The organism is Nonomuraea sp. NPDC050328 (genome assembly GCF_044459405.1).
Taxonomy (GTDB): domain Bacteria; phylum Actinomycetota; class Actinomycetes; order Streptosporangiales; family Streptosporangiaceae; genus Nonomuraea.
Window position 1 is genome coordinate 23,848 of the sequence record NZ_JBITIW010000001.1, and the last position, 12,736, is coordinate 36,583.

Annotated in this window: 11 protein-coding genes; 2 read left to right on the top strand and 9 right to left on the bottom strand. The window is 69.9% G+C overall.

The annotated features are described in order from the left end of the window. The first annotated feature begins 14 nt into the window (after nt 1–14). Entirely contained in the window at nt 15–1,502 is a 1,488-nt protein-coding gene (locus ACIBG7_RS00105; protein WP_357918250.1) for an MFS transporter, read from the top strand. Here ACIBG7_RS00105 and ACIBG7_RS00110 read toward each other — a convergent pair. The 3 genes from ACIBG7_RS00110 to ACIBG7_RS00120 all read right to left on the bottom strand — a co-directional run bounded on the left by ACIBG7_RS00110 (nt 1,404) and on the right by ACIBG7_RS00120 (nt 4,699). Continuing rightward, nucleotides 1,404–2,651, bottom strand: a complete 1,248-nt coding sequence (locus tag ACIBG7_RS00110) for an MFS transporter (protein WP_357918248.1) — start codon at nt 2,649–2,651, stop codon at nt 1,404–1,406. The two genes, ACIBG7_RS00105 and ACIBG7_RS00110, sit on opposite strands and share 99 nt — an antisense overlap. Before the next feature lie 204 nt (nt 2,652–2,855). Next, nucleotides 2,856–3,755, bottom strand: coding sequence for a serine hydrolase (locus ACIBG7_RS00115; RefSeq protein ID WP_357918246.1), 900 nt, complete (start codon nt 3,753–3,755; stop codon nt 2,856–2,858). A 71-nt stretch (nt 3,756–3,826) separates the two neighbouring features. Further along, nucleotides 3,827–4,699, bottom strand: a complete 873-nt coding sequence (locus ACIBG7_RS00120) for an alpha/beta hydrolase (protein WP_357918244.1) — start codon at nt 4,697–4,699, stop codon at nt 3,827–3,829. Between the two features lie 90 nt (nt 4,700–4,789). Here ACIBG7_RS00120 and ACIBG7_RS00125 point away from each other — a divergent pair, with 90 nt between their 5' ends. After that, the gene (locus ACIBG7_RS00125; protein WP_357918241.1) at nt 4,790–5,638 is read left to right on the top strand and encodes an expansin EXLX1 family cellulose-binding protein; all 849 of its coding nucleotides are present in this window, start codon (nt 4,790–4,792) and stop codon (nt 5,636–5,638) included. Nucleotides 5,639–5,698: 60 nt separating this feature from the next. Here ACIBG7_RS00125 and ACIBG7_RS00130 read toward each other — a convergent pair whose 3' ends face one another. The 6 genes from ACIBG7_RS00130 to ACIBG7_RS00155 form a co-directional block, all read right to left on the bottom strand. Continuing rightward, the gene (locus tag ACIBG7_RS00130) at nt 5,699–7,096 is read right to left on the bottom strand and encodes an FAD-dependent oxidoreductase (RefSeq protein WP_357918238.1); all 1,398 of its coding nucleotides are present in this window, start codon (nt 7,094–7,096) and stop codon (nt 5,699–5,701) included. A 166-nt stretch (nt 7,097–7,262) separates the two neighbouring features. Beyond that, nucleotides 7,263–8,036, bottom strand: a complete 774-nt coding sequence (locus tag ACIBG7_RS00135) for an ABC transporter permease (protein ID WP_357918235.1) — start codon at nt 8,034–8,036, stop codon at nt 7,263–7,265. Beyond that, a complete protein-coding gene (locus tag ACIBG7_RS00140) occupies nt 8,033–8,887 on the bottom strand; it encodes an ABC transporter permease (RefSeq protein ID WP_357918232.1) in 855 nt (284 codons plus the stop codon). Before ACIBG7_RS00140 ends, ACIBG7_RS00135 begins: the two co-directional genes overlap by 4 nt. A gap of 3 nt (nt 8,888–8,890) precedes the next feature. Next, a complete protein-coding gene (locus ACIBG7_RS00145) occupies nt 8,891–10,087 on the bottom strand; it encodes a spermidine/putrescine ABC transporter substrate-binding protein (protein ID WP_357918229.1) in 1,197 nt (398 codons plus the stop codon). Nucleotides 10,088–10,121: 34 nt separating this feature from the next. Further along, nucleotides 10,122–11,219 (bottom strand): ABC transporter ATP-binding protein, encoded by a 1,098-nt coding sequence (locus ACIBG7_RS00150; RefSeq protein ID WP_397334671.1) that lies wholly within the window; start codon nt 11,217–11,219, stop codon nt 10,122–10,124. After that, nucleotides 11,216–12,649 (bottom strand): gamma-aminobutyraldehyde dehydrogenase, encoded by a 1,434-nt coding sequence (locus ACIBG7_RS00155; RefSeq protein ID WP_357918404.1) that lies wholly within the window; start codon nt 12,647–12,649, stop codon nt 11,216–11,218. Before ACIBG7_RS00155 ends, ACIBG7_RS00150 begins: the two co-directional genes overlap by 4 nt. Nucleotides 12,650–12,736 lie beyond the last annotated feature (87 nt).

Consider the following 12,736-nt stretch of genomic DNA (forward strand, 5'->3'; position numbering starts at 1 on the left):
CCGACGCTGAGGACATGCGAAACAAATGGGCCGTCCTGGCCATCGCGTGCACCGCGACCCTGCTGCTGTCCATCGACCTGACCGTGCTCCATCTAGCGCTCCCCCGGCTGGTGGGCGACCTGGGCGCGACCTCGACCCAGCTCCTGTGGATCGGCGACATCTACGGCTTCGCCCTCGCCGGCCTGCTGATCACCATGGGCAACGTGGGCGACCGCATCGGCCGCAAGAAGTTGTTGCTCCTGGGCACCGTCGCCTTCGGCGTGGCCTCCGTCGTGACCGCCTACGCCCCCAACCCCGAACTGCTCATCGCCGCCCGCGCGCTGCTCGGGGTGGCCGGGGCGACGATCATGCCGTCCACGCTCTCCATCGTGCGCGACGTGTTCACCGAGCCCGGCGAGCGGACCATGGCCGTGGGCATCTGGAGCGGCATGGCCGCCGGCGGCTTCGCGCTCGGGCCGGTCATCGGCGGGGTGTTGCTGGACCACTTCTGGTGGGGGTCGGTGTTCCTGGTCAACGTGCCGGTCACCGCCGTGCTGGTGGTGGCGGGGGCGTTGATCCTGCCCGAGTCGCGCAACCCGCGTCCGGGCCGGATCGACCTGCTCAGCGTGCTGCTGTCGGTCACCGGCGTGGTGGGCGTCATCTACGCGATCAAGGAGCTCGCCGACCGCGGCCTCGGCCACTTCCCCGGCCAGGTGGCGGCGGTCGTCGGCGTCGTGGCCCTGGTGCTGTTCTGCCTGCGCCAGGTACGGCTCGCCGAACCGCTGATCGAGCTGCGCCTGTTCCGCCGCCGCGCCTTCAGCGCCTCCATCGCCACCAACCTGCTGGCCATCTTCGCGATGATGGCGATGAACCTGGTCTCGGTCTGGTATTTCCAGATGGTGCTCGGCTGGTCCCCGCTCCAGGCGGGCCTCGGCAGCCTGCCCGGCGCGCTGGCGGCGGCCGGCGGCGGAGCGCTGGCCCCGGTGCTGATCGCCCGGCTGGGCCGCAACGGCCTGGTGGCCGCCGGCCTGCTGCTGGCGGCCGCCTCCTTCGCCTACTACTACACGCTCGGGCTGGAGCTGAACTACCTGCTCCTGGTCGGCCCGATGATGCTCGGCGGCATCGGCATCGGCTTCATCTTCACCGTCAACAACGACAACGTGCTGGCGACCGCGCCCCGCGAGCGGGCCGGGGCCGCGGCGGCGATCTCGGAGACCTCTTTCGAGCTGGGCGGCGCGCTGGGCATCGCGGTGCTCGGCACGGTGCTCAACACCGCCTACACCAGCGCGATGACCGGGCCGGAGGCGGCCAGGGAGTCGCTGGCCGGCGCGATCGAGGTGGCCGCGACGCTGCCCGCCGAGCAGGCCGGGCCGCTGCTGACCATGGCGCGGCAGGCGTTCGTCGACGGCATGCACGTCACCGCGCTAGTGACCGCCGCGATCCTGGCCGGCGTGGCTCTCCTGGCGTACTTCGGCCTGCGCGGCGTGCCCAAGGTCATCCCGGAGGAGTTGCTGTCCCACTAGCGAGCGGCGGCGCAGCAGCACCAGCAGGGCGGCCAGGCCGGTCATGGCGGGCGGCACCACGAAGGCCACCGACGGCCCGAAGTGGTCCACCAGCTGGCCGGCCAGCGCCGCGCCGGTCGCGATGCCCAGGCCGATGGCGCCGTTCAGCCAGGTGAAGGACTCGGTGCGCACCTCGTCGGGGACCAGGCCGTCGATGATGGTGTAGCCCGTGATCACCACGGGGGCGATCACGAAGCCGGCCAGGGCGGCTCCGCCGTACAGCAGGGCACCGGTGTTGGCGACCAGCAGCGCGGAGGTGGCGGCGGCCAGCAGGAGCAGACCGGCGCCGAGCCGGACGTGGGCGGGGATCCGCCAGCGGATGAGGCCGTAGAGCAGGCCACCGACGACGCTGGCGCCGGAGAAGCTGCCGTAGACGGTGCCCGCCTGGGCGCCGGCGGTGGCGGTGATGCCGACCTGGAGGCTGCCGAAGACCGAGCCCATCGCCAGGAAGGCGGCGGCGAGCAGGGCGACGCCGCGCAGGCGCAGCACGCCGCCGCTGGAGCGCACCTTGACCGGCATCGGCTCGGGCGCGCCGAGCCGGACCGACGCGAAGATCACCGTGCCGGCCACCACCAGCACCACGGCGGCCAGCAGCGCCACCACGGGCGAGAAGCCGGTGGACAGCGCCACCAGCAGCACGGGGGCCAGGGTGAAGGTCAGCTCGTCGGTGATGGACTCCACCGCGAAGGCGGTGCCCAGCAGGGGCGAGCCGCTCAGCGTGTGCGACCAGCGGGCCCGGACCATCGCGCCGACCTGCGGCACCGAGGCGCCGGCGAGCGCGGCGGCGAGCACGAGCAACGGGACGGAGGCGTGCGCGGCGGCCAGGGCCAGCAGCGAGCCGAAGGCCAGCGCGTGCACCGCCACCTGCGGGAACAGCACCCGAGCCTGGCCGAACCGGTCGGCCAGCTTGCCGGTCTGCGGACCGACCAGCGCCTGGGCGACCGCCGCGGCGGCCGAGGCGATGCCGGCCGCGCCGTAGGAGCCGGTGGACCACTCGACCAGCAGCAGGATGCCCAGTTGGACCATCGCGTACGGCAGCCGGGCGATCAGCGCGGGCACCAGGAAGCGCCAGGCTCCGGGCGTGCGCAGGACGTTCAGATAGGACTTCATCTCTACCCCTCGTGAGATCACAGACCGGGGTAGATACCGAAACGTCGGCCGCCTTGCGGTCAATCAGGACAACGCATCAGTCTACAGAAGTCATCCCGGGCGCCCAAAAGACCCGACCTGGGGAGGGGGTGGCCGCAACCCAGGGGGGTGCCAGCCCACCGGGTGGCCCGCCACCCAGGGGGCACCAGCCTGCCCGGGTCAGGGTCAGGGGCGGGCGGGGCAGGTGCGGGTGCGGGGCTGGCGCAGCCCGTCCAGGCGGCTGCCGAGCAGCCGGGCCAGGCCCTCGATCGCCTGGATGCCGCGGCCCTCGCCCGGCTGCAGGTCGGTCTGCACCGCCAGCAGCAGGTCGCGGCCGGGCCCGGTGATGCGGCCGTAGCTGGTGACCGCCCAGGTGTGGTGCACGAAGGGCCGGGGCGTCCAGCCGTTCTTGAGCGCCACCCGATCGCCCGGCCGGGCCGCGGCGCTCACGCCCCACGCCTGGTCGCGGGCGACCTTGCTCATCAGCGACAGGATCAGCGCGCGATCGCTGCCGGTGAGCCCGCCTCCGCCCTTGACCAGCAGCTTCAGCAGCCGGATCCGGTCGGCGGGACTGGTGTTGGTGCCGCCCCAGAACCGCGAGGGCCCGGGCACGGTCTCACGCAGGCCCGCGCGCCGGTAGAAGGCGCCCATGCCGGAACCGCCGCCCACCCGCCACCACAACGCGTCGGCGGCGTGGTTGTCGCTCTCCCGGATCATGCGTTCGGCCAGGTCGCGCTCGTGGCCGGCCAGGCGGTCGCGGCGTGTCATCAGCGCGCTCAGGATGTCCACCTTGGCGCCGCTGGCGGTGATCATGCCGTTCTCGTGCTCCCGGTGGCCGAAGCTCGCGCCGGTCACCAGGTCGTGGGCGCTGAAGACCACCCGGCCCGGCTGGCGGGCCACGTAGCGGTCGAGGTCGCGGGCCAGCTTCGCGGCCGCCGCCCGTTCGGCCGCGGCGTCGCGGTAGGACCAGAAGCAGGGCGCCTTGACCTCGCGCACCAGGAAGCCCACCGGCGTGGCCGGTTGGGTGCCGCAGGCCGTGGCCACGACGGACCAGGCGGCGAACGCCGCGACGTGCCGAGCACGCATGCCGTACCCCCCGAAACGATCTCATTCCGGGGGTCAGGTGATCACTTCCCCACCTGGGGACTTGTCACACTTCAGAGGTGCTCGCGAAGGAAGTCGGCGGTCGCGGTCACCGCCTGGGTGACGTACGGCTCGGCGTCGTACAGGTCGATGTGCCGGCGGGCGTCCAGCCAGACCAGGCGCTTGGGCTCGTCGAGCCGCTTGAAGGCCTCCTCCGCGCCCTCCGGCGAGCAGAACCGGTCGATCACGCCGTGCACGATCAGGGCGGGCTTGGGCGACAGGAAGTCGGCGCCCATCATGTTGTCCATGGTGACGAGCTCGCGGATGCTAGCCCGGGTGACCTGGTTGCGCCAGGAGGGCGCGGCCCCGCGCTCGGTGCCGTAGTAGGCGTAGGGCTCGTCGCCGGGCATGGCCGCCTCGCCCGTCTCGGCGACGGCCGGCACGTACTCCACCGGCCCGCCCCGGTCCTGGCGTTCGAGCACCTCGGTGAACTCGCGCAACGCCGCCTGGTAGTCCATGCCGGCGCGCATGCCGTAGGGGTTGTTGTAGGCCCCGGCGATGCCCGCGAAGACCTTGACCCGGGGGTCGAAGGCGGCGAACTTCAGCGCGTACCCGGCGCCGAGGCAGATGCCGACCGCGCCGATCCGCTCCGGGTCGACCTCGGGGCGTCCGCGCAGGAAGGAGACCGCCGCGCGCAGGTCGTGCAGCTTGCCCTGCGGGTCCTCGTGGCAGCGCGGCTCGCCGCCCGACTCGCCCCAGGTGCGGTGGTCGAAGGCCAGCGTCGCGTAGCCGTGGCCGGTCAGCAGCTCGGCGTAGCGGCCGGTGACCTGCTCGCGCACGCCGGTGAAGGGTCCGGTCAGGACCAGCGCCGGGTGCGGGCCCTCGCCCTCGGGCAGCCGCAGCTCGCCGGCGAGCCCGATCCCGTCGCTCGTGAAGTCCACTCTCATGGGCACCAGCATGCAGGGCCGGAACCTGGCGTTCCAATCTGCTGAGCGAAAGTACGTAACGTAGCCATCTGATTCCCCTATGTATCGTCCATGGGGGATCACACCAGACGGCCCGACTGGCGCCGGCGCGGGCTGACCGGGCTGGCGGTGCTGACCGCGGTCTCGGTGACGCTCTTCGCGCTCGATCGCGACTCGGCGTGCGCGGACCCGGAACCGCCGGCCCGCTCGGGCAACGCCTACGTCTATCACCCGGGCACCGGCAGCGGGAACTGCTCGCTGGGCGAGCAGGCGCGCGGCGGCCTGTACGCCTCGGTGGCGTCGGGCGAATACGCGGGCTCGCTGGCCTGCGGCACCTACCTGGCGGTCGCCGGGCCGCGCGGCATCGTCCGCGTCCAGGTGGTGGACCGCTGTCCCGGCTGCCGGGTGGGCGACCTCGACCTGAACAGCGCCGCCTTCGCGCGCCTCACCGACCGCAGCACGGGCACGGCGAAGATCGCCTACCGGCAGATCCGCGACCCGGCCCCCAGCCGGGCGCTGGCCTTCCGCGTCAAGAGCGGCTCCAGCCGCGGCTGGACCGCGATCCAGGTGCTCGACCACGGCAATCCGATCAGCGCGGTCGAGCTGCGCGACGGCGACGGCTGGCGTGGCCTGACGCGCGGCAGCGACAACTACTGGGTCACCGCGGAAGGGGTCGGCCGTGACCGCTTCGACCTGCGCGTGCGCGACGTCTACGGCCATCGCCGCACCGCCGCCGGGCTCAGGCTCGCCCCCGGCAAGGTGCAGACCACCGACGTCAAGCTGTACGGCGGGCCGGTCCGTGAGCTGGCGCCGCTGCCGACCCCGCTGCCCAGCCTGTCGCCGGAACGCGAGAGCCGGCCGCGGCCCCGGCCGCCGGAGCCCTCCCCGGTGACCGCCAGCCGACCGCTCGACCGGTGCTGACCCCCTAGGCCGGGGTACGGCAGGCGGGGTGAGCCGCCTGCCGTACCCCTCGATCCCGGATCAGGAGTCGAATCCGAGCCCGAACCGGTCGAGCGTGCGCAGCCACAGGTTGCGCCTGCCCTCCCGGCGGTCGGCCTGGGCGATGGACCAGCGGGTGAGCTGGATCGCCGCCGACCGCAGCGGCTCGGGCGGGAAGGGCACCGGCTTCTCCCTCACCATCTGCAGCCGGGTGCGCTCGGTCTCCTTGCCGTCGAGCAGGTCGAGCATCACGTTGGCGCCGAACCGGGTCGCGGCCACGCCCAGGCCCGTGTAACCGACCGCGTAGGCCAGCCTGGAGTTGTAGGCGGTGCCGTAGAAGGCCGAGTAGCGGCTGCACGTGTCGATGACCCCGCCCCAGCGGTGGGAGAAGCGCACGTCCTCCAACTGCGGGAAGGTCTCGTAGAAGTGCCCGGCGAGCTTGCGGAAGGTCTCGTCGCGCTGGTCGTAGGCGGACTTGATCCGGCCACCGGAGTAGTAGACGGCGTCGTAGCCGCCCCACAGGATGCTGTTGTCGTCGGCGATCCGGTAGTAGTGGAACTGGTAGGCGTTGTCCCCCATGCCCTGGCGGTGTTCCCAGCCGATCGACGCGCGCTGCTCGGGTGTGAGCGGCTCGGTCATCAGGGCGTAGTCGTACACCGGCACCACGTAGTACTTCAGCCGCTTGAGCAGCGGGGAGAAGACGCCGGTGCCGAGGGCCACGCGCGCGGCGCGGACCTTGCCGTACTGGGTGGTGAGCTCCAGTGAGTTGGCCGAGCGGTCGAGGCCGAGGACGGCCGAGTGCTCGTAGATGCGCACCCCGAGCGACAGGCACGCCTGCCGCAGGCCCCAGGCCAGCCGGGCCGGGTCGAGCATGGCGCAGTCGCCGCGCTCCCACAGGCCGCCGAGGTAGGTGGGCGAGTTGACCTCGGCCCTGGCCTCCTCGGCGCTCAGGAGCGAGATGTCCATGCCCAGTTCGCGCCCTATCGTGTACGCCTCTTCGAAGCCGTCGAGCTGCCAGGGCTCGGTGGCGACGTTCATCTCGCCGGTGCGCTCCCAGGAGCAGTCGATGTCGTAGCGGCGGATGGTCTCCTCGATCTCGTCGAGGTTCTGGATGCCCATCCGGTAGAGCTGCCCGATCTCCTGCGGCCAGCGTTCGAGGCCGTTCTCCAGGCCGTGGGTGAGGCTGGCGTGGCAGAAGCCCCCGTTGCGGCCCGTGGCCGCCCACCCCACCGTCTGCGCTTCGAGCAGGACGACGTCGCGCGACGGGTCGCGCTCCTTGGCCAGTAGCGCGGTCCACAGTCCCGAGAAGCCGCCGCCGATGACGGCGAGGTCGGCGGTCGTCGGCCCGAACAAGCGGGGCAACGTCTCGGGTTCGGCCGGATCCTCATCCAGCCAGTACGGCTTGCGCTCCGCGTCAGCAAGAGCCTTCAGCGGATCCACAAATCTCACATCCCTGTCGTGAGTAAAAGAAAGTTTTTTCGTTGATTGCCCGATCAGTCAGTTGACCGCGCGCGGGTTCCCCCCGCCTGGATCCGATCTCGCCTCCCTGTTCCTTGCCTGGGTGAGGGCCCGTGGCGATCCACGGACCCGCCTTGGGGCCCGGCTGTCAGGCCCTGCGCCGAGCCGCGATCGAGTTGGCGACCGCGATCAGCACCCCGATACCAAAGATTAGCGTCCCCATCACATTGACCTGGGGCGGGATGCCGGTTTTCACCGAACCCACGATCCACAGGGGGAAGGTCATCGTCGAGCCGTTGACGAAGCTGGTGACCACGTAGTCGTCGATGGACAACGCGAAGGCGAGCATGCCTCCGGCGGCCACGCCGGGCAGGATCGCGGGCAGGGTGACCTGCCGGAAGGTGCCCCACGGCGAGGCGCCGAGGTCCTTGGCCGCCTCTTCGAGCGACGGGTCGAGGGTCAGCACCCGCGCCCGTACGGTCACCGTCACGAACGACAGCGAGAACAGCACGTGCGCGATGATGATCGTGACCGCGTCGCGCGGCAGGTTGGCCGAGACGAACAGCGACAGCAGCGAGGCGCCCATCACCAGCTCCGGCGTGGAGATGGCGGCGAAGACCAGGAAGTTGGTCGCGCCCTGCCCGCGGAAGCGGTGGCGGCCGAGCGCCAGGCCCAGCATGGTGCCGATGACGACGGTGACGACGGTGGCGGCCAGCGCGATCAGCAGGGAGTTGACCAGCGCGCCGGTGAGGCCTTCGATCTCGAAGAGCTTGCCGTACCACTTGAGGGTGAAGCCCTGCCAGGTGGTGTTGGACTTGCTCTGCTTGTCGTTGAAGCCGAACAGGACCATCACCGCGATCGGCGACGACAGCCAGATGATGATCAGCCAGGTGTAGAGCTTGAGGAAGCCGCCGTTCTTCATCGGGCCGCCGCCTCCAGCACGTTCTCGGTGCCCAGCGCCTTGGCGTAGGTGAAGATCCCGATCAGCAGCACGGCCATCAGGGTGAAGGACAGCGCCGAGGCGGTCGGGTACTGGGCGTTGGTCAGGTACTCGGTCTGGATGATGTTGCCGATCATGGTGTTCTGGGTGCCGCCGAGCACCGCCGCGTTGATCGGGTCGGCCACCGCCGGGACGAAGGTCATCAGCACGCCGGCGAAGACGCCCGGCAGCGAGAGCGGGAGCACGACCTTGCGGAAGGTGGTGGTCTTCGTGGCGTAGAGGTCCTGGGAGGCCTCGATCACCCGGGGGTCCACGCGCTCCAGGCCCACGTAGATCGGCAGGATCATGAAGGGCAGCCAGTTGTAGGTCAGCCCCGCGATCACCGCGAACGAGGTGGCCAGCACGTGGAAGTCGGCGGGGAGCAGCCCCCAGCCCTTCAGCGTCCCGAACAGGATGCCGTCGTCGGCCAGCAGGAATCCCCAGGAGATGGTCCGCAGCACGAACGAGACGAAGAAGGGCAGGAGCAGCAGGAACAGGTAGACGGACTTGCGGGCGCCGCCCTTGAAGGCGATCCAGTAGGCCACCGGATAGCCCAGCACCAGCATCGCCACCGTGGCGGCCGCGCCGTACCACAGGGATCTGAGCAATTGGGGGCTGTTGCGGCTGATCGCGTCGGTGTAGTTCGCGAAGGTGAAGGTCTGCTGGAAGCCGTCGATGACGTTGCCCGTCTGGGTGGAGACGGAGGCCATCGCGGCCAGCGGCACGACCAGGAAGATCGCGAGCCACAGCCAGGCCGGCAGGGCGAGCAGGTAGGGGGTGAGACGGCGCCGCATGGGTCAGGCCTGCGTGATCGACTGGAAGACGCGGTTGTAGACCTGCTCCTCGGCCGTGGTCAGCGTCCGGTAGGAGCGCAGCTTGGCGTAGTCCTCCTCGGAGGGGAAGATCAGCGGGCTCTCGATCATCAGGTCGAGCGCCTCCTTGTCCTCGCCCTTCGCCTCGGCGGCCTTCTGCTTGAGGATGTCCACCACGCCGTTGACCGGGGAGATGTACTGGATGAACTCCTCCAGCTCGGCGGCGACCGCCGGCTGGTAGAGGTGGTCCATGAGCATCAGCGCGTCGACGGGGTTGGCCGCGCCCTTGGGGATGAGCATGTTGTCGGTCCAGATCGTGCCGCCTTCCTGGGGCACGATGAACTTGACCGGCTCGCCGGCGAGCTGGCGCTGGAAGACGTCGCCCGACCAGGCCATGGTCAGCCAGACGTCGCCCTTGGCGACGGCGTCGATGTAGCCCTGGTCGTAGTACTTGCGGACCAGGCCGTCGTCACGCTGCTTCTTCAGCAGTTCGCCGGCCTTGTTCCAGTCGGCCTCGGTGGACTTCTCCGGGTCGACGCCGATGGCGAAGCAGCCGAAGTTGCCGATCTCCTGGGCGTCGGCCATCATCCCGACCCGGCCCTTGTACTTGGGGTCGAACAGGGACTGGATGCTGGTGATGTCTTCCTTGACGTACTTGGTGTTGTACGCGATGCCGGTGATGCCGCTGGTGTAGGGCACGGTGTACTTGTTGCCGGGGTCGTAGGCCCGGTTCTTGTACTTCTCCCCCGCGTTGGCGGCGAAGTTCGGCAGCTGCTTGTGGTCGAGCTCGACGACGAAGCCGAGGTCGATCATGTGCTGGAGCTGCACGCCGTTGGTCATGACGACGATGTCGTAGCCCAGCGACTGGCCGGCCTGGAGCACCGGGCGGACCTTCCCGAAGAACTCCGCGTTCTCCTGGATGACCTCCTTGTACTCGTAGGCGATCCCGGTGGCCTGCTGGAACTGCTTGAGCGGCGCCTGGCCCTCGGGCATGTACTCCGGCCAGTTGGCGAAGACGACCTTGCCGTTCTTCTTCTGCTGGGACCAGAAGTCCTTGACCGCCTCGGGCTTGGGGCTGTTCTGCGCCTTCTGGCCCTGGACACCGCAGGCCGCGAGCGCCAGACCGGCGGCCGACAAACCAGCAAGCTTCAGGACATTTCGCCGGGTGCGGGGCTGGGTCATCCCGCGAAGCATGAGGGGATCCATCAAGTTCCAATCACGTGCTGATTACGTACGAGTGCTGCGGCTGCCACGACAGCCACACCGAGTCGCCCCGTTCCGCCGTGGTCGTGGCGTCGACCGCGTTCTGCTGGAACACCGTGACCTCGGCGCCGTCCGCCAGGCGGACGGTGTAGCTGTTATACGTCCCTAGATAGACCACTTCGGCCACCTGGCCGGGCACGGCGCTCAGCCCGGAGACGGGCTCGTCGGTGCCGATGGTGATCTTCTCGGGCCGTACGGTGACCGTCACGTCCCCTTCGTGCCCGGTCACGAGCACTCTGCCGTTCCCGATCTTGAGCTCGCCCCCGCTCACCGGCCCGGACAGAAGATTAGATGTCCCAATAAATCCGGCTACGAAGGCCGTGGCGGGCCGCTCGTAGATCTCCCTGGGCGAGTCGAGCTGCTCGACCAGGCCGTCCTTCATCACCGCGATGCGGTCGCTCATGGTGAGCGCCTCGCTCTGGTCATGGGTGACGTAGACGAAGGTGATGCCCACCTCGCGCTGGATGCGCTTGAGCTCCAGTTGCATCGCCTGCCGGAGCTTGAGGTCGAGCGCGCCGAGCGGCTCGTCCAGCAGCAGGGCGCGCGGGTGGTTGACCAGCGCGCGGGCCAGGGCGACCCGCTGCTGCTGGCCGCCGGACATCTCGCGCGGCCGCCGCTTCTCGCGCCCGGTCAGGTCGACGATCTCCAGCATCTCCCCGACGCGCCGCTTGATGTCGGCGGCCGGGACCTTCTTCTGCTTGAGCCCGAAGGCCACGTTGTCCCACACGCTCATGTGCGGGAAGAGCGCGTAGGACTGGAAGACCATGTTCACGTCGCGCCGGTTCGGGGGGACGTTGGTGACGTCCTGGCCGTAGAGCCGCACCACGCCGCGCGTGGGCTCCTCGAACCCGGCGATCATCCGCATGGTCGTGGTCTTGCCGCAACCGGACGGGCCGAGGAGGGAGAAGAACTCCCCCTCGGCGATGTCCAGCGTCACGCCCTTCACAGCCTGGACGACTTCGCCGTGCGACGTGTATTCCTTGACGACGCCGTCAAGCTGGATCGCGTGCAATGCAGACTCCATATGTGCTGAGTCGCGAGTATCGGTCATTCCCCGATGTAGTGCATGACGTGCTTGACCCGGGTGTAGTCGTGCAGGCCGAAGACCGACAGGTCCTTGCCGTAACCCGAGTGCTTGAAGCCGCCGTGCGGCATCTCGCTGACGAACGGGATGTGCGTGTTCACCCAGACGACGCCGAAGTCGAGCCGGTTGGACATGCGCATGGCGCGGCCGTGGTCGGAGGTCCACACCGAGCCGGAGAGCCCGTACTGCACGCCGTTGGCCTTGGCCAGGGCGTCGGCCTCGTCGGAGAAGGTCTGCACGGTGATGACCGGGCCGAAGATCTCGTTCTGCACCATCTCGTCGTCCTGCTGGAGGCCGTCCACGACGGTGGGAGCGAAGAAGTAGCCCTTGTCGCCGACGCGGTGGCCGCCGGTGAGCACCTTGGCGTGCGCGGGCAGCCGCTCGAAGAAGGCGCTGACCCGGGCGAGCTGGTTCTCGTTGTTGAGCGGGCCGAACAGCGCGTCCTCGTTGCCCAGGTCGCCCGTGACGGTGTCCGCGGCGGCCTGGGTGAGGGCGGCCACGAACTCGTCGTGGATGCTCTCGTGCACCAGCACGCGGCAGGCGGCGGTGCAGTCCTGGCCGGCGTTGTACAGGCCCGCGGTGGCGATCTTCTCGGCGACGTCGGCGATGTTCTTGACGTCCTCGAAGACCACGACCGGCGCCTTGCCGCCGAGCTCCAGGTGGACCCGCTTGAGGTCGTCGGCGGCGCTCTTGGCGACGGCCATGCCCGCGCCGACCGAGCCGGTGATGGCGACCATCGCCGCGGTCGGGTGGCTGACGACCAGCGCGCCGGTCTCGCGGTCGCCGGTGACGACGTTGAAGACGCCGGCCGGCAGCACGCTGCCGATGATCTCGGCCAGCTTGACGGTGGAGACCGGGGTGGTGTCGCTCGGCTTCAGGACGACGGTGTTGCCCGCCGCCAGCGCCGGGGCGATCTTCCACACGGCCATCATCATCGGGTAGTTCCAGGGCGTGACCTGGCCGATGACGCCGATCGGCTCGTGCCGGATGACGCTGGTGTGCTCGGCCAGGAACTCCCCGGCCGTCGGCCCCTCCAGCGTGCGCGCGGCGCCCGCGAAGAAGCGGAAGTGGTCGGCCGCCACCGGCGTCTCGTCCTCGGCCATGCGGGCCCGCGGCTTGCCGGTGTTGCGGCACTCCGCCTCGTTGATCTCGTCGGCCCTGGCCTCGATCGCGTCGGCGACCTTGAGCAGGAGGTTCGCGCGCTCGCCCGGGGTCGTGGCGCCCCAGGTCTCGAAAGCGGCGGCCGCGGCGGCGTAGGCCGCGTCGACGTCCTCCTGCCCGGACACGGGAGCCTGGAGATAGGCCTCGCCGGTGCACGGGTCGATGACGTCGGAGAACCGGCCGCTCTTGGCATCCACGAACTCACCGTTGATGAAGTTCTGCAGACGGGTCAAGATCTGACCTCCTGGTGAGGGTGGCTGGATTGCCGCGACTCTGACAGAGCCGTCAGCTCTGAACAAGGGATTTCGTGGTGAAGATATCAA

What these genes read in the sequence shown, in the direction of transcription:
- ACIBG7_RS00105 (WP_357918250.1), top strand. Translation starts at nt 15, where the DNA reads ATGCGAAACAAATGGGCCGTCCTGGCCATCGCGTGCACCGCGACCCTG.
- ACIBG7_RS00110 (WP_357918248.1), bottom strand. Translation starts at nt 2,651, where the DNA reads ATGAAGTCCTATCTGAACGTCCTGCGCACGCCCGGAGCCTGGCGCTTC.
- ACIBG7_RS00115 (WP_357918246.1), bottom strand. Translation starts at nt 3,755, where the DNA reads ATGCGTGCTCGGCACGTCGCGGCGTTCGCCGCCTGGTCCGTCGTGGCC.
- ACIBG7_RS00120 (WP_357918244.1), bottom strand. Translation starts at nt 4,699, where the DNA reads ATGAGAGTGGACTTCACGAGCGACGGGATCGGGCTCGCCGGCGAGCTG.
- ACIBG7_RS00125 (WP_357918241.1), top strand. Translation starts at nt 4,790, where the DNA reads ATGGGGGATCACACCAGACGGCCCGACTGGCGCCGGCGCGGGCTGACC.
- ACIBG7_RS00135 (WP_357918235.1), bottom strand. Translation starts at nt 8,036, where the DNA reads ATGAAGAACGGCGGCTTCCTCAAGCTCTACACCTGGCTGATCATCATC.
- ACIBG7_RS00140 (WP_357918232.1), bottom strand. Translation starts at nt 8,887, where the DNA reads ATGCGGCGCCGTCTCACCCCCTACCTGCTCGCCCTGCCGGCCTGGCTG.
- ACIBG7_RS00145 (WP_357918229.1), bottom strand. Translation starts at nt 10,087, where the DNA reads ATGACCCAGCCCCGCACCCGGCGAAATGTCCTGAAGCTTGCTGGTTTG.
- ACIBG7_RS00150 (WP_397334671.1), bottom strand. Translation starts at nt 11,219, where the DNA reads ATGACCGATACTCGCGACTCAGCACATATGGAGTCTGCATTGCACGCG.